This is a genomic window from Opitutia bacterium ISCC 52, assembly GCA_014529675.2.
Taxonomy (GTDB): Bacteria; Verrucomicrobiota; Verrucomicrobiia; order Opitutales; family UBA2995; genus UBA2995.
In genome coordinates this window covers 4721510-4738498 of the sequence record CP076040.1, presented here as the reverse complement: position 1 = coordinate 4738498, position 16989 = coordinate 4721510, and the positions used below count along the sequence as shown (strand labels likewise).

Here is a 16989-nt window from a genome sequence, read left to right as displayed (position 1 = left end):
CGCATGACTGTTAGTTACGAAGGTAAGGATTATTGGCTTCACGATCTGAGCCCATTTATCATCCAGTTTTCAGAAAACACGGGTATCCGTTGGTACGGCTTCGCCTATGTTCTGGGGTTTGTGACAGCAGCATGGCTGCTGTCGATCTACTTCAAGAAACAGAAGTCCCCTTTCAATAAAGACCAACAGCAGAACGTTCTTTTGATCCTCATCTTAGGTGTTATGGCAGGTGGGCGATTGGGCTACATGCTTCTTTACGATCTCGAAACCTTGCTCCGTTCCCCCATCCAATTTTTCTACGTCTGGAAGGGAGGCATGGCCAGCCACGGAGGCATTGTTGGCCTGACAGCCGCGGTTGCTTACCTAGCATTTCATTACAAGCAGGCCTTTTGGAAGGTAGCAGACATCATCGTCACCTTAGGGCCAGCTGGAGTTTTATTTGGACGAATCGCGAACTTCATAAACGGCGAGCTCTGGGGAACTGAATCGCTCGTAAAGTGGGCAGTGGTTTTTCCGGAGGCAGTTCCTTACGGTATCCCTCGTCACCCAAGCCAATTATATGAAGCCCTATTGGAAGGGCTGGTTGTACTGGTTTTTCTTCAGTGGAGATTTTGGAAATCAAAAGTCACGACGCTTGCACCTGGGCAGCTTAGCGGTGAATTCTTTACTCTCTACGCCATCTTACGCATCTTCGGAGAGCAATTCCGTGAACCAGACGCAGATCTCATCCTCGGATTAAGTAGAGGCGTGTTTTACTCTGTGGTGATGCTGTTGGTTGGGATTGTATTTATCGTGCTCGCACGCAAACGTGCGGCAACCCACACGCCCTAATCACCGGAACAGCATCAAAGGAATGTGACACCTACGGTTCATTTCAGTAGTCGTACTACCAATGAGCAACTGCCTGATTCGGCTGTGTCCATAAGCTCCCATGAGTATCATAGAGATGTCACTCTCCACGACATAGCTGGAAATAGCGTCTTCGGTTAATCCGGGTAGCATCTGGCAAACCGGCTTTATCCCGACTTCCAAAAGCATATCCTAAGCTTCCCTTAAGTGCTTGAGGGCAAAATCTTCCCCTTTTTCATCGGGGACAGTAATGATGTGGACCTCCAAGTTCTTAGATAATCCAGAGCTCTTCACGTACTCTAGCGCCCTTGAGCAGCTCTCCCCTCCATCATAGGCCAGGGCTACTTTGGAGACGGGATGAAACTCCCGAGAAGTGACCAAACAAGGCTTGTGACTAGCTCGAACAACTCGCTCAACAGTCGAGCCGATGTGCTCCGGTGCGTACTCTGAATTGAGACCGCGCTTTCCAAGCAAGATTAAATCGTAGGGTCTCTCAAACTCGCGCAGGCTATCCACGAGCAAACCCGTTGTATGGTGAGTCTTAACTCGATCCTCTTGGCCAGCCTCAGTGAAGATCGTCATTGCCGCTCCAAGCAGGGCATTCGCTTTGGTCTCCTCGATTTCTTCCAATTGGGTTATGAGGCCTGATAAGGCTGCACACCCAAGCTTCCGCCCAAGTCCGCCATCAATGGAACTTCGTACTGCCTAAGGTCACTCACGTAGAGGATGTCGAGCTCAGCGTCCTCCAATTGGGTCGAAATCCATGATCCATATTGGCAGCAAATTTGACTGTGAGCTGAGCCATCGGAACAAAGAAGAATTTTTGTCATACTACACTATAGTCCCATCTGGAATAATTGCACCTTTTAGAACCGTTATTACTCCATCTCGCACATAATAACCATTTCCTGCTGTCTCATCCGCCTTCCCTTCAGGAGACAGAGACACATTGTTTCCAATGCGTGCGCTTTTATCAATAATGGCATTTTTGATAGTGCAATTGGAACCCACTCCAAGTGGAGGAATCCCTTTAGCTTTGTTTTCCTCTATCTCCTCTGGAGTTTCGAAATAGTCACCACCCATCATAACGACATTTTCCATTTCAGTTCCTTCAAGGATAATAGAACGCACCCCAATGGAGCAGTTTTTCAATTCTGCGTCATGGATGATACAACCGTCTGCAACAATGGCATGATCGATCGTGCAACGATTGACCTTGGACGCCGGTAAGTAACGAGCATGTGTGTAAACTGGGAAGTTAGCCTCAAAGAAATTGAAAGGAGGAAGGTCACTCGCCAACGATAGGTTTGATTCAAAGAACGCTCCCACAGTTCCGATATCTTCCCAGTATCCGTCAAAGATGTAACTCCTGAGTTTAGATTTCCCCAAAAGACCGGGGATGATCTCTTTGCCAAAATCATCCATATCGTTGTCGAGAGACTTATACAGCAGCTCGCGACTAAATAGGTAGATCCCCATGGATGCCAAACAGTGCTTTTCATCACCAGCACCGTCCACTTTGGACTGCAGGGATTCACTGATTGCCAATCCATCAATAACCTCAGGATCCGTTGGTTTTTCGACAAACTCCGTGATGGTTTGATCGTTCTCAACTCGCATCAGACCTAATCCCTCGACCTGGCTCGTAGGCATTGCTTTCGCAGCGATGGTCACTTCCGAACCCGATTCAATGTGCTCAGCGATTAATTTTTCAAACTCCATGCGGTAAAGTTGGTCACCGGAAAGAATTAAGAGGTAATCGAAATCAAAGTCGTCAAAGTGGACCAAGTTCTGGCGCACTGCATCCGCCGTACCCTGATACCAGTCATTGCCTGATTCGGTTTGTTGAGCAGCAAGAATATCCACAAAACCTCCACCAAAAGGATCGAATTTGTAAGACTCAGAAATATGACGATGCAAGGAAGCCGTATTAAACTGGGTCAAGACGTAGATCCTATTGAGACCGGAATTGAGGCAATTGCTGATTGGGATATCCACCAAGCGATATTTTCCAGCTAAGGGAACAGCCGGTTTACACCGTTCTTTTGTAAGTGGATAGAGTCGCGTTCCGCGTCCGCCACCCATGATTACTGCGAGTACTTTTGGGGTCATAATTTGGTTTGTTAAAGGCTAGTCCTTCTGACTCACTATCTTCCTCAGAGTCAAAATCAGGACAATTAAAAAATGTGCGGGATTGTGGGATATTTAGGTAATCAAAACGCAGCCGGCATCCTCCTCGAAGGATTAAAACGTCTCGAATACCGAGGCTATGACTCCTCAGGTCTAGCCGTTTTACAAGACGGTAACCTCGCTGTCACAAAACGCGTGGGTAGAGTGAAAGAGCTGATCGGTGCGATTAACCAATCACCGGTCGAATCCCCCCTGGGCATTTGCCATACTCGCTGGGCAACTCACGGCGAGGTGACAGAAGAAAATGCTCACCCCCACCTAAGCTCCGATGGCAAAATCACGCTCGTTCACAACGGGGTGATTGAGAACTACAATACCTTGAAGAATTTTCTCAGTTCGAAAGGGTTTAGTTTTTCATCCGAAACGGACACGGAGGTACTCTGTAACCTTATAGCTTACCACTACGCAAAAGAGGCCGAAACAGAAGAAGGAAGTCGTTTTGCCACGAGTGTCCGAAAAGCTCTGCTTCACGTAGAAGGTACTTATGGACTCGCCGCTCTTTGCGCCGACTGCCCCAATGAGATGGTTGGAGCACGTCATGGTTCACCACTCATTCTAGGAGTTGGTCGAGAAGAGATTCTACTCGCCAGTGACGTGGCTGCCCTCGTCAGTCGGACTCCCGATGTAGTATATATGAACGACGGAGAAATGGTGCACATCGAAGGTAACAAGTTTTCTATTACCACCCTGGATTCTGAAGATATTAAGCCCGTCATCAACACCGTCGATTGGGATGTATCGGAGGGTGACCTCGGAGATTTTGAGCACTACATGCTCAAGGAAATTTTTGAACAACCGACTGCGCTGGAGAATGCGATGCGTGGACGATTCTCTCAGGATGGTAGCACCGCCAAATTTGGTGGTTTGAACATCACGCCGCAAGATCTCCGACAAATCGACCGCATACTACTCTGTGCATGCGGAACGGCTTGGCATGCCTGCTTGACCCTCGAGTTCCTCATCGAAAAATACGCACGCATCCCCGTAGAGGTAGAATACGCTTCCGAGTTTCGTTATCGAAACGCACCTCTCGATAAAAATACCTTGGTCATGGTGGTCAGCCAGTCTGGTGAAACGATCGACACCCTGGCCGCTTTGCGTGAATCCAAGCGAAAGGGATATACCACCTTGGCAATCACCAACGGCGTTGGCTCTACTATCGCACGCGAGTCAGATGGAGGCATCTACCAACACGCCGGGCCAGAAGTAGGGGTCGCATCCACCAAAGCATTTACATCACAGTTGATGATCGGTTCCATGCTCGCCCTTTACCTCGGCCGACTACGCGACATGAGCTTCAACGACGGCGTCGAAATGGTCGAAGGATTGAAGCAAATCCCAAGCCTGGTAGAAAAGATTGTTCAGCTGAGCGAAGACATACATGACATTGCCAAAAAATATGTGCATAAACAGGATTTCCTCTTCCTCGGTCGCCTAAGCATGTTTCCCATCGCTCTGGAAGGAGCTCTTAAACTCAAGGAGATTTCTTACATCCACGCTGAAGGTTATCCAGCAGCCGAGATGAAGCATGGGCCCATCGCGCTGATCAGTGAAGATTGCCCCTCTTTGTTTATCGCAACTGAACCCGATACCCTGTCCAAAGTCATTTCCAACATGCAGGAGGTGAAAGCACGTAAGGGCCAGCTCATCGTCGTTCGTTCTGAGAGTTGCACCATGCCTGAAGGTCTGGCGGATGACGAAATGGTGATTCCCGATTGCCACCCTGTTGCGGCACCCATTTTAGCATCCATCCCTGTCCAATTATTGAGCTATCATATTGCCGTCGAACGTGGATGCGATGTGGACAAACCCAGGAATCTTGCAAAATCTGTAACGGTGGAATAACATCCTACTCATTATTTCTCCATCCACCTATGCCCCAGAATAAAGACAACGAAGAAGATTCTTTTGAAAATACACCCGCCCCGAACATTCAGGCGGTGAGTCCCACTAGAGAAGTGCCCGATTCTACTTCTAACACCGTTGAACCGACGACCGAAGAAAGATCCGGGATAAAGCTTTATCTACAGGAGATTGGTCAAATCGACCTGCTCACGCCAGAGCAGGAAGTGAAGTTGGCCAAACGTATCGCCAAAGGTGATAAGCAGGCGAGAGATATGATGATCCGGGCAAACCTTCGTCTGGTTGTGAAGATCGCCAATGATTATTCCAACTACGGGCTGCCTATTAACGATCTGATTAGCGAAGGAAATATCGGCCTGATAAAAGCGGTTGAACGCTTTGATCCAGATCGAGGCGCCAAACTAAGCACCTACGCTGCTTGGTGGATTAAGCAGTCAATCAAACGAGCACTCGCCAACCAGAGTAAGGCGATTCGCCTACCCGTTCATCTTGTAGACAAAATTGCCAAGATGCGGCGCGTAATTTCTCAATTGACCGATGAGCTTGAGCGCGAGCCAACCGACGAAGAGGTCAGCATTGTGCTGGGGATCCCCGTTAACAAAGTCGCACATTTGAAAAGCGTGAGTGTTCGCCCTGCATCACTAGATGCTCCCGTCGGTGAAGCTGATGGAACCTCGTTTGTTGATCTTATTGGTGATGAGAAGGCACTAAGCCCATTTGAAAATCTGAAAGAGAAATCATACACCAGTGACATTTCAGACATGCTCCATCAATTGGAGGAGCGTGAGGAGAAGATTATCCGCCTACGGTTTGGTCTCGATGGAGATGCACCCAAAACGTTGGAGGAAGTCGGCAGTATTTTCGATATTACCCGCGAGCGTGTGCGCCAGCTCCAGAATATGGCCATCAAGAAGATGAGGAATCTGATGACCGACAAAGAAACACAGCGAACTGCTGAAGAGGTGCGTGAAGAGAATCGGCAACGAACGCGCATGCGTATCCTGAAAGACTTTTTTGATGAGAAACGTAAAGAGCAGGAAGAGGCGCAATTGAACGCATAAGACTCTGCCTCAATACAAAACTTTAAAAACAAGAAAGGCACTCCGTTAATGGAGTGCCTTTCTTGGAAATAAAAAGCGGACGTTTAGTCGTCCTTGGTTGCTTCGTCGAGAATGTCGCCGAGTGACATAAGATCGCCTCCTTCTTTGAGGGACTCGTATGCCGCAGCTTCGGCTGCAAGATCTTCCGCATTGTAGTTGGCCGCCTTGATGCTGAGGCCGATACGGCGCTCATCACGGTCAATCTTGATAACACGGGCAGAAACTTCTTCGCCGGTTTGGATAACATCCTTGATCTTTTCAACGCGGTCTTCGCTGATCTGGCTGATGTGAACCAGGCCATCGATTCCGTCCTGCAGTTCCACAAAGGCACCGTAGGAAGTGATCTTGGTAACGTTGCCCTTAACCACATCACCGATGCGGTATAGAGTCTGAATACTTTCCCAAGGATCGGTAGCGAGTTGCTTCAGACCGAGAGAGATACGCTGTTGATCTGGATCTACATCCAGAACTTGCGCGTCGATCTCGTCACCCTTCTTAATCATCTCAGATGGGTGGTTGATCTTGCGAGTCCAAGACATGTCAGACACGTGAACCATACCGTCGATTCCTTCTTCAAGTTCGATGAAGGCACCGTAAGTGGTAATGTTGCGAACCTTACCGCGAACACGTGCACCAATTGGGTAGTTGTGACGAACCATATCCCATGGGTTGGTATCCAACTGACGAACACCCAGAGAAATCTTCTGGTCATCCTTTTGGATTCCAAGAACCACGGCGGCGATATTGTCACCTACGCGCAATACTTCGCTTGGTTTAGAAATGCGTTTGGTCCAAGAGAGTTCGGTAACGTGAACGAGACCTTCAACACCTTCTTCGAGTTCGATGAAGGCACCGTAAGGTACGAGGTTAACAACCTTACCTTCGATACGGCCACCAACTGGGTAGCGTTTCTCGATGTCATCCCAAGGATTAGATGTAGTTTGTTTGAGACCGAGAGATACGCGCTCTTTGTCGCGATCCACTTCGATGATCATCACGTCGATTTCCTCACTGATCTTCACCATTTCACTTGGGTGAGAAATACGACCCCAGCTCATGTCGGTGATGTGGAGGAGACCGTCGAGGCCATCCAGGTCGATAAACGCACCATAGTCGGTGATGTTCTTGACGGTTCCGCGGCGAACGTCGCCTGGCTTCACTTCAGCCAAGAGCTTCTGACGTTTTAAGTGGCGCTGCTCCTCAATCAGCTCGCGGCGAGAAACAACGATGTTCTTCCGATCGAGGTTGATCTTGAGCACTTTAAAGTCATAAGTCTGGCCCACATATTGGTCCAGATTCTTAGGAGGCTGCACATCGATCTGAGAAGCGGGCAGGAATGCATCGACGCCCATGGCAACGATGAGTCCACCTTTGACCTTAGCCTTAACGCGGCCAGAAACAACGGTGCCTTCTTCACAACGAGAAAGAATTTTCTCCCAGTTCTTCTTTTGCTCTGCTTTGTCAAAAGAGATGACTGGGTTGCCTTCTTTGTCCTCAATTTTTTCTAGAAAGACTTCAATCGCCTGACCGATTTCCAGATCTCCTAGATCTACAAATTCGTGGCCAACGATGTTGCCTTCGGATTTAGCGCCAATGTCTACAACGACTTCATTTTGGCGGATTTCAATGATAGTTCCTTCTATGATGGAACCCTCTTTTAGATTCTCGAAGCTAGCATCTTCGAGAAGTTCTTCCATTACGGAGCTCATAATAAGCGATCCTTGGGTCGTTTCCGAAAACTCAGGAAACGACATACTTGGTTGATTGTTAACGATTTATGGTTCAAGCCCAACGCACGCGAGAGGGCGGTTTGGGACGAAAAGAGCACCAGAATGGCACTCAAATCCTTGAATTCAAGGATTTTATTGGGATTTCTGGAGGGTGTAAAAACCACTCATTCGGCGCCTGATTCAAGTCTCTGGAGCTTTGACCTTTCAATGAATATTCGACCAGGAAACAGGTGTGAGAGTGATGGAAGCGTTTCCTTTGAAATAACGGCTTTCTCCAGACTCAGATTCAACTGTCAGACTCGTGATATGCGGAGGTCGCGCACCCGAACGAATCTTCCACAAGTGATCGGCACTCTTTAGGGAAGGAGCAAAAAGAAAATCACGCTTTACGGTCACTGGGTTGATCCTGTGCTGGAAGGAGCTTCCGTCACTCAATTCTGTCTTCAGGTGTAATATGGGTGGCTTATAGAAAAACGCACGCAGCCTACCGAGGATATTTAACGATATATCAAACCTGGCCAATTGAATGGGTGAAGCATTCGTCGAAAGCTGAAGGGATTTCCCAAGCTCCAGAGACACGACTTCCGAACTCCCAAATGTTACGGGCTCTGGGGAATCCCGCTTTGAAAGTAACACATAGATACCACTCGTCTCTTGGTGTTGATAATGAGATAACAGGTGAAGGAGTGTTTGGCTATCGGACTGTGTGGGCATAGTTCCGTCAATTCCTCCGAGGCTTTGGATGACTTGATCCGGAGTATTTCCAGCTTCCCAATAGCGCGCATTTAAATCCTGAAGGTAGGCATTGTTGGCCACATAGTTTTGAAAGACGGGTCGAGGCAGATATCGAAGTCCTGTTAGGATAGCCAAGCCCTGATAATCTCCCACCACATCCACAGATTGATCGTTGATTCTATTTAGCAAGCTATACTGGTTTCTTAGAGCGACCCCCTTCTGCTCCAAACCTTCCTTCAGCTCATTCATGGAACCGCTCGGATTGAGAAACCCCTTTAGCCCACTGGCCGTATGGGTCCACGCCCGTCCTGGAACTTCAAAAAGAAACCCGGGATAAAAAGCCGTCATCGCGGTAAGCATAAGAAGAAACTGAACGACCAACAACGCACCAAACATCACTTGAGAACTTTGCTTTTTTACCACAGGGAATAAAAACCAGGCAGCCAATGGGACATAACAGATAAATTGCCAGATATGTCCATCCGACCGAACGACCCCCTGCTTCCATACCATAAAAATGAATCCCCCATATAAAAGAACCAGAGGTGCCCAAGCCTGCTTGAAGCGGTTATGCTTTCTTTTCCCACGTAAGTGTTCTTTTAGTACAACGGCAACGATTGCAGCGGAACTGAGAAGAAGAAGTAAAAAGTACTTCAAAGCACCTTCTTCCATGGGGACCTGCATACTCATGGCATACCCTTTTGCTACTTGATAGGAACCATAGAGGTAAGCCAGGATATCTCCAAACCGTTGCCCCAGTAGCGACCACAAGGCCAGAATACCAAGCCCATAGCCGCCCAAGGCTCCGATGGCTTCCACCCGTCTGGCTTGAGCCCATAAGTAAGCAAACACTAGCGCGAGGCAAAATATACCCGCAACCAGCAAGGTAAATTTGATCAAAGAAGCAATGACCAGGTAGGCCACCCCCACCGATAATAAAGCTAATGGCTTCCGGTTCTTTCGGGGTCGCTCCAACATAAGCGCCGCAGCCCAGGAAAGCATCCCGAAAAAGAAATAGGTCTCATACACATCCGGCAGAAACTGAAGAATGAAGAGGTATAGGAATAGACATCCCAGTTTCACATACGGCCTCAAGTTAAACAAAAACCGGTATAGAAAAACGACCACGGCAAATCGCATGAAGATTTCGAATGCGAACTTACCCGCATGGTTGTACCCGGAGTATGAAAACGAAGACAGGTTTCCCAGAGGCCCGTAGGTAAAAATAATATCGGCCCCAAAATGGAGGCCTTGCTGTTGAGCGTATGTCAGAACGGCCTGCCAACTCCCGTCTAAGCCTTGGTCCACAGGTACAAAAGGCCAAGCCAGGAGGTTAAAAAAGAGACCCACAAGCAATCCAATCAACCCGATTTCAAATCCATACCTCCACCGATCATTCAAGGATGGTTTGGATTTTTTACTGCTGGCTCGAGACATCTATTGTTGAGTCTGAGGGACTTGCTGGGTCAGGCAATGCAAAGCTCCACCATCCTGAATGACTTCCTGGCAATCAATCGAGACGCCCTCCCGGTCAGGAAATGCATCCGACACAATATTATGTGCGTGGGCATCCGAAGCTACCTGCCCATAGGACGGCATGATCACCACTTGGTTTGCCACAAAGAAGTTTACGTAGCTCATCGGTAATCGGCGCTCACCCTGGAAACGTGATTCGGGGAGAGGAACCAGCCTTACTTCTACAGGATCTCCATTGGAAAACGTTAGCTCACGGCATTGTTGCTCCAATCTGACCAATGCGTCAAAATTGGGGTCGTCCCGACTAGAACCCGAAGCAACCAGCACCCCAATTGGCTTGAAGAATCTAACCAGATTATCGATGTGCCCATCTGTATCGTCACCTTCAATACATCCATCGAGCCAGTGAACTTTATCTACTCCCAGCCCAGACTTGAGCTGCGTTTCAATCTCATCGCGCGAACAGTCAGGATTCCGATTGGGATTCAGAAGGCAGTTGGTTGTGACGAGCAAGTCGCCCTGCCCGTTGGTTTCTATCGAGCCGCCTTCAAGAATCAGGCTCTGTTCAAAGCAGGGCAGATCCGTCTGTCTTGCGACTAATGCTGGAACCTGATTATCAAGCTCGAACGGATATTTCTCACCCCAACCATTGAAATTCCAATTCGTGAGTGCAACGGCTCCATCCTCTTCCCCTCTTAAATAGATAGGTCCGTAATCACGCACCCACACATGATTCACCGGATGATCAAAAAACTGAATGTCTCCTCTCGCCAAACCCAGGTCCGCCCCAACCTTTCCCAAAATGCTTTCAGCCTCACTCTGAAGTTCAGATACCAGGTTGATATAAACACTTTGGGACCTGGAAAGCACCAAGGCGATTTCTGCGAACTTAGGGTGAATCGCATCCCAGCAATGAGGCCAGCTCGCAGGATTAGAGGGCCAAGACAACCAAACGGCTTCCTGAGGCTCCAATTCAGCTGGTAGTCGATAGCCCAAGTTTTGCGAGGATTTCATTTAATCTCTCACTCGCTGAGGACCACATGGCAGTCGATACGACGGTTGCGAATGAATGGCCGGTTCTGCACTAGCACATCCGTCACCTTCATCTCCGAAACGCTTAGTAAACGACTTTGTTGAGTGGGTATTCGATGATGCCTTCCGCTCCCAGATCTTTCAAGGCGGGGATAATTTCGCGAACCACCGATTCTTCGATGATCGTTTCAACAGCGACCCAACGCTCGTCACCCAAATTGGATATAGTTGGATTACGCAAAGAAGGGAGCTTCTCCAAAATCTCATCAAGATTCGTCCGACGAATATTCAACTTCAGTCCCACTTTGTCATCTGCTTCAAGAGCGGCCTGGAGCAAGAGGCTGATCTGCTCGATCTTTTTGCGCTTCTCAGGGTTTTCCCAGCTGGCTTTGTTCGCGATAAGCTTGGTGTTAGTTTCCAGGAGGGTATCAACGATGCGTAGTTTATTAGCACGAAGAGAACTACCCGTTTCTGTCAGGTCGACAATGGCGTCTACCAGATCTGGCACTTTCACCTCAGTTGCACCCCAGGAAAACTCGACATTGGCTTTCACACCCTTTTCAGCGAAATACTTTTCGACAATGTTGACCACTTCCGTTGCGACATACTTGCCTTCCAGATCATCTGCCTTTTGCACTGGCGAATCTTCAGGAACTGCTAAGACCCAGCGAGACTTCTTGCGGGACGCTCGACTGTAAACCAGATCGCATACCTCCACCACATCCGCATTGTTTTCCACCACCCAGTCGTAACCGGTGAGCCCACAGTCAAAATAACCATGCTCGACATAGCGGCTGATCTCCTGAGCGCGGACGAAGCGACCGTCTAGCTCGTCGTCGTTGATCGCAGGACGATACGAACGAGAACTCTTGGTGATTTTAAATCCAGCTTTAGCAAACAGCTTCATGGTGGATTCTTCTAGGCTGCCCTTAGGCAAGCCGAGCATAAGCAATGGCGTTTTCATAAATCGATTCCCAGCACATTGGATTCCCCCTTCCCGGTCTCAACAAAAAAACGTCAATCCGGCCAGTAAGAGCCTCATCTCAGAGCTAAAAATAACTAAATACGGCTAAGAATGGGCGTAAAATCGAAGTAAAATCGAAGTAAAATCGTTTCATTTTAAACTGAAACTTACATTTACAATTGTAAAAAGGCCCCTTATTGACCCAGATTACCACAATCCTTATTATCTCAACTTGGTTCTCAAACTCGATTTTATCGATGCGAGGGCACTCAACTAAATCCTTTCAACTAATCCTATTATGGCTGACCGAAAACCACTGATTTTGGTCGTTGAAGACCAAAAAGACCTCGCTTCTCTCACAAGCACTCAACTGGAAACTGCTGGCATGGTTTGTCAGGTGGCTTACACCGCAGACGCTGCATTTCGCTTCTTGAAGCGTAATCATGTCAACCTGATGTTACTAGACATCAACCTACCCGACCGCTCCGGCACCGACTTGCTCGAGCACTTCAAAAGACAAATTCTGAGATTCATCGATGATCATCACAAAGTCTTTACCCGCTTGATGGCGTCGGAGAGTCAGGTCGTAAATGGCATCAATCAGCTCATTCTTACCACGAGGTGGATTTTCCACACCGAGTTCCGTGAGAATTGACCGGAGCAATTGGGTCTCGGTCACACGAGGGTTAAGAATCAGAGCCGTTTCATAATGCTCGGAGTCCAGCTCATTGAGCAGACGTCGGCACAAGGTCGTTTTCCCGCAACCTACTTCGCCAGTCAGCACGATGAAGCCCTTTTTCTCCTCGATGCCGTACTTGAGGTGTTGGAGGGCTTCGTTGTGGAACTGACTCAGATACAAAAATTTTGGGTCAGGGGTGATGTTAAAAGGCATTTCGTGAAAGCCAAAGTAGTCCTGATACATGAGTCGCTTTGTTGGGTTCTATATGACGATCCTCAGAGTTGAGTTAGTAAGGATGAATGAAAGTCACGCTCCCAGTGAGCCAGAGAACAGGTTGGCCCAGCACGGAAGAAAGGCGATTTAACCGCTTTTGACAGAAATTTGAACGCGTATCAGTAAAATCACCTAGAATCGGGAAATTGGCTAATTAGGTGAAAAGATCTCTCATATTCGACTTGAGTGGATTTCTAGACCCTCCCTAGTGTAGCCCATCCTTTTAATTGAATGAAACAGTTCGTTTTAACAACGCTACTGACCTGCCTATTAGTAATGTGCTCTCTGGTGCTGGTTATTATGGCTATTGAGCTGTACAAAACCCGCAATCAGCTGGCCTACCTAAAGACCAGAGACTCGGAGTACGCGGTTAAAATAAAGCAGATCGAACAGGATTTGACGGCCAAGGAGGAATACCTCGACAAATTGCTGACAGATCCGGTCTTTCTCGAACGTGTTGTTCGCGAACGCCTCGGCTACACCAGGCCGGAAGAATGGATTTACCGTTTCCCCAATGATCCGGAGGAAAACACACCTACACCATGAGACAATCTCCTCTCATCGAACAATTTACGAATGCTGGCCAAGGCCACGTATTTCAGTTTTTAGACACACTCTCTACGGAGGAGCAGGAATCGCTCCTAGCCGAAGCGGCAGAAATTGATCTACAGGAACTCGCGACCCTGCACCGCACACTGGTCGCTGGCGCGGCGGCCGAACACCAGGATTTCTCTGGATTGAAACCTGCGCCCTATATTGCACATCCCTCACAAGGGGGAGACGCATCGAGCTGGGATGAAGCACGCCAAGCCGGCGAAGCAGCCCTCCGCAAGGGATCCGTAGCCGCCTTTGTGGTGGCTGGAGGCCAGGGAACCCGATTGGGCTACGACAAACCGAAAGGGCTCTACCCCGTCACCCCGATCCATCAAAAGAGCCTGTTTCAGGTTTTTGCCGAAAAAATTCGTGGGGCCGAAAATACCTACGAAACCACCATTCCCTGGTTCATCATGACCAGCCACGTCAATCATCAGGATACCGTGGATTTCTTTGAATCGAATCAGCATTTCGGGCTGAAGGCTGAGCAGGTGCATTTTTTCCGCCAGGGTCGCATGCCGGCCATTGATACCAGTGGTAAGATTCTTCTTTCCAGTAAAAGCTCGATCGCCATGAGTCCAGATGGCCACGGCGGATCTCTACGGGCACTCGTGCGAAGTGGCGCGACCAAGGTGATGGAGGAAAACAACATCGAGGTGTTGAGCTACTTCCAAGTGGACAATCCCCTTGTCAAAGTCATTGACCCCGCCTTCATCGGATTCCATCTGCAACATCAGGCAGGCATGTCCAGTAAGATGATTCCCAAAGCCTATGCAGAGGAAAAAGTGGGCGTATTCTGCACCCAGGGCGACAAGACCTTGGTCATCGAATACTCAGACCTTCCGGAAGACCTGATGCACGCTACGGATGAATCCGGGCAATTGAAGTTCCTTTCGGGCAGCATCGCTATTCACGTGCTCTCCCGCGACTTCATCATTCAAATGAGTGGAGGTGACGCATCCGCACCGAGCCTCCCCTGCCACCGGGCCAATAAAAAGATTCCAACGATTGACTCTGATGCAAATACGGTGAGCCCGACCGAACCAAACGGTATCAAATTTGAAATGTTCGTATTTGATGCCCTCCCCTTTTCCGACCATACGGTTACCATCGAGACCCAGCGCGAGTCTGATTTCAGTCCCGTTAAAAATGCCGAGGGCCTCGACTCACCCAAGACCTGTCGCGATGACCAGATGAAAGAATTTGCATCTTGGTTGAAAAACGCAGGGGCAACCGTCGCAACCGATGATATGGGAGTTCCACTCAACCCCATCGAGGTGAGCCCACTTTTTGGATACGATGAAAACTCATTTGCAAACAGTTGGAGCCAATTGGCAAACAAACCAGATCTTACAGGATCAATAGACCTATAAACTTTACACCATGAGCCTTACAGAATCCATCCAAGCTGCAGCAGACGCTGGCAACGTCCTGCAATCGACCGCCGACAACGTCACCCTTTGGGTAGAAGGAAACTTCCTTCCCGATTGGGCACTTCAGAGCATTGAGGAATTGATCTCGAAAGAAGCGTGGGAAGAACTGAACGACCGTTTTTATAAAAACATAGAGTTCGGCACCGGTGGAATACGAGGTCGTACGATTGGCAAGGTGACAGCTGCTGGTGAAACGGGAACGCTTTCTTCGCAAGGGACACCCGAACACCCAGCCATTGGCTCAAATGTATTGAATGACTTCAACGTCATCCGGGCGACCATTGGCCTCTACAACTACAACAAGCATTACCTGGATAGTAATGAGATTTTCGATACCCCAAAATTGGTGATCGCTCACGACGTTCGACACTTTTCCCGATACTTCTGTGAGCTGGCTGCCTCTACCTGGACTCGCCTGGGCGGAATCGCCATGATTTTCGACGGTCCACGTTCAACACCACACCTTAGCTTCAGCGTTCGTAAACTGGGCGCTACTGCAGGCATCGTGATTACTGCCAGCCACAACCCACCGCATGACAATGGCTTCAAGGCCTACTTTACAGACGGTGCACAAGTCGTAGAGCCACACGCATCTGGAATCGTGGAGCAAGTCGGTCTGGTCAATCTGCCAGAAACCGCGCAGCACTTGGAGCTCGATATGGAAAAGGTAATCACCCTACCCGCTTCCATTGATGAGGCTTACTACGACTCCGTTATGGATGTAGCCCTCGACAAAGAGTTATTTGAAAAGAGCGACGTTAAGGTGGTATTCAGCCCTATTCATGGAACAGGAGGTATCGCTTCGATTCCTGTCCTGCAGCGACTCGGTATCGCAGTCGACGTTGTGGAAGCGCAAAACGACTTTGATCCTAATTTTGCCTCTGTTAAATCCCCCAATCCAGAAAACGCGGAGGCGCTTGCCATGTCTATTGAAAGGGCGGAAGCAACCGGGGCCGATGTAGTCATCGCCACCGATCCCGACTGTGACCGCATGGGCGTTGCCGTTCGTGATAGTGAAGGCAAAATGCAGCTACTCACGGGGAACCAGATAGGCTCCGTCATGGCGGAGTATCGCATAGTCCAAATGAAAGAACGCGGCATTCTTCCCCCGGGCGGAACAGACAGAGCGGCACTCGTTAAGACCTTTGTGACCACGCCCCTTCAGGATACCATCGGAGAAGCTCATGGGCTCAAGGTCATCAACACCTTAACCGGATTTAAATGGATCGGTGAAAAAATCGCCGACTACGAACAACAGCTTCAATCCCAACTCAAGGAGAAGCACGGTTACCAAATCGACTACGACAATACCGACTATCTGACGCGCGCCGACCTCCTTCAGCAACATTCGACCTTCTACGTGTTTGGCGGAGAAGAAAGCTATGGCTACCTGGGAAGTGACGCCGTTCGCGATAAGGATGGCAACGCCGCCGTGGTCATGTTTGTTGAGATTGCTTCTTACCTGAAAAGCGAAGGCAAGACGTTCCTCGAATACCTCAACACCCTGTATTCTAAGTATGGGTACTTCTTCGAAACACTGGGGAACGTCTACTATGAAGGCGCGGCCGGAGCTCAGAAGATCAAGAACATTCTCGAATCCTACCGCTCCGATACTCCCAAAGAAATTGGAGGTATTGCCGTCACCGAGATGAAGGACTTTGGAGTCGATGTGTTCACCGATGCGGATGGGAAAACCATCCCGAAGCAGGACTTCTACTTTCTTACCTTAGCGAATGGCTATAAATACGCCGTCCGTGGTTCAGGCACAGAACCAAAGATCAAGTTCTACCTCTTCGGTCACGAAGAAGTTACCGATCCTGCCGAACTCGAAGATAAGAAGGCCCTAACCATATCCACCATCGAATCGATGAAGGAAGCCATCCTTGCCGACGCAGCGGTGAGGGCGGAGGCGTAGTAGCAAAGAGCATAGAGCCTGGAGCGGAGAGAAATTCGCTCCTGCATCCTCCTATCGTCCCTGTATGGATGTAGCCCCGGTCGAGAGGCCGTGGAAAGAAGCCCGTAGATTGCGAACATCGACGGTGTAACCACCGTCGCTACATCTTTAAATAGC

Annotated in this window: 15 protein-coding genes; 6 read left to right on the top strand and 9 right to left on the bottom strand. The window is 49.0% G+C overall.

Annotated elements, in window-relative coordinates; all coding sequences use genetic code 11:
- Positions 1-3 precede the first annotated feature (3 nt).
- Positions 4-831: a prolipoprotein diacylglyceryl transferase gene (gene lgt, locus GA003_20495; GenBank protein QXD28343.1), complete on the top strand. Its 828-nt coding sequence runs from the start codon at positions 4-6 to the stop codon at positions 829-831.
- Here lgt and GA003_20490 read toward each other — a convergent pair whose 3' ends face one another.
- From GA003_20490 to GA003_20475, 4 genes are read right to left on the bottom strand one after another with little or no spacing between them, the layout of a single operon-like run.
- Entirely contained in the window at positions 832-1038 is a 207-nt protein-coding gene (locus GA003_20490; protein ID QXD28342.1) for a universal stress protein, read from the bottom strand.
- A 3-nt stretch (positions 1039-1041) separates the two neighbouring features.
- Positions 1042-1479 (bottom strand): universal stress protein, encoded by a 438-nt coding sequence (locus GA003_20485; protein ID QXD28341.1) that lies wholly within the window; start codon positions 1477-1479, stop codon positions 1042-1044.
- 5 nt (positions 1480-1484) lie between these two features.
- A complete protein-coding gene (locus GA003_20480) occupies positions 1485-1679 on the bottom strand; it encodes a hypothetical protein (GenBank protein QXD28340.1) in 195 nt (64 codons plus the stop codon).
- A 1-nt stretch (position 1680) separates the two neighbouring features.
- The gene (locus GA003_20475) at positions 1681-2961 is read right to left on the bottom strand and encodes a glucose-1-phosphate adenylyltransferase (protein ID QXD28339.1); all 1281 of its coding nucleotides are present in this window, start codon (positions 2959-2961) and stop codon (positions 1681-1683) included.
- 72 nt (positions 2962-3033) lie between these two features.
- Between GA003_20475 and glmS the strand changes: the two genes are divergently transcribed.
- Together glmS and GA003_20465 are read left to right on the top strand one after the other, a co-directional pair.
- Positions 3034-4884 carry a glutamine--fructose-6-phosphate transaminase (isomerizing) gene (gene glmS, locus GA003_20470; GenBank protein ID QXD28338.1) on the top strand — a complete coding sequence of 617 codons (1851 nt, stop codon included), beginning with the start codon at positions 3034-3036 and terminating at the stop codon, positions 4882-4884.
- A gap of 29 nt (positions 4885-4913) precedes the next feature.
- Positions 4914-5963: an RNA polymerase sigma factor RpoD/SigA gene (locus tag GA003_20465; protein ID QXD28337.1), complete on the top strand. Its 1050-nt coding sequence runs from the start codon at positions 4914-4916 to the stop codon at positions 5961-5963.
- Positions 5964-6046: 83 nt separating this feature from the next.
- Here the strand turns inward: GA003_20465 and rpsA are convergent, their stop codons facing one another.
- The 5 genes from rpsA to GA003_20440 all read right to left on the bottom strand — a co-directional run bounded on the left by rpsA (position 6047) and on the right by GA003_20440 (position 12861).
- Positions 6047-7711: a 30S ribosomal protein S1 gene (gene rpsA, locus GA003_20460; GenBank protein QXD30492.1), complete on the bottom strand. Its 1665-nt coding sequence runs from the start codon at positions 7709-7711 to the stop codon at positions 6047-6049.
- Between the two features lie 225 nt (positions 7712-7936).
- Positions 7937-9904, bottom strand: a complete 1968-nt coding sequence (locus tag GA003_20455; GenBank protein QXD28336.1) for a hypothetical protein — start codon at positions 9902-9904, stop codon at positions 7937-7939.
- Positions 9905-10957: an agmatine deiminase family protein gene (locus GA003_20450; GenBank protein QXD28335.1), complete on the bottom strand. Its 1053-nt coding sequence runs from the start codon at positions 10955-10957 to the stop codon at positions 9905-9907. It abuts the gene before it with no gap.
- A gap of 103 nt (positions 10958-11060) precedes the next feature.
- Positions 11061-11921 carry an ATP phosphoribosyltransferase gene (locus tag GA003_20445; protein ID QXD30491.1) on the bottom strand — a complete coding sequence of 287 codons (861 nt, stop codon included), beginning with the start codon at positions 11919-11921 and terminating at the stop codon, positions 11061-11063.
- Between the two features lie 490 nt (positions 11922-12411).
- Entirely contained in the window at positions 12412-12861 is a 450-nt protein-coding gene (locus GA003_20440) for an AAA family ATPase (GenBank protein QXD28334.1), read from the bottom strand.
- A gap of 261 nt (positions 12862-13122) precedes the next feature.
- Between GA003_20440 and GA003_20435 the strand changes: the two genes are divergently transcribed.
- The 3 genes from GA003_20435 to GA003_20425 are packed head-to-tail and all read left to right on the top strand — an operon-like array spanning position 13123 to position 16833.
- Complete coding sequence (locus GA003_20435) at positions 13123-13437, top strand: septum formation initiator family protein (GenBank protein ID QXD28333.1); 315 nt, start codon at positions 13123-13125, stop codon at positions 13435-13437.
- Entirely contained in the window at positions 13434-14858 is a 1425-nt protein-coding gene (locus GA003_20430) for a UDPGP type 1 family protein (protein ID QXD28332.1), read from the top strand. Before GA003_20435 ends, GA003_20430 begins: the two co-directional genes overlap by 4 nt.
- 10 nt (positions 14859-14868) lie before the next feature.
- Positions 14869-16833 (top strand): phospho-sugar mutase, encoded by a 1965-nt coding sequence (locus GA003_20425; GenBank protein ID QXD28331.1) that lies wholly within the window; start codon positions 14869-14871, stop codon positions 16831-16833.
- Positions 16834-16989: the final 156 nt, after the last annotated feature.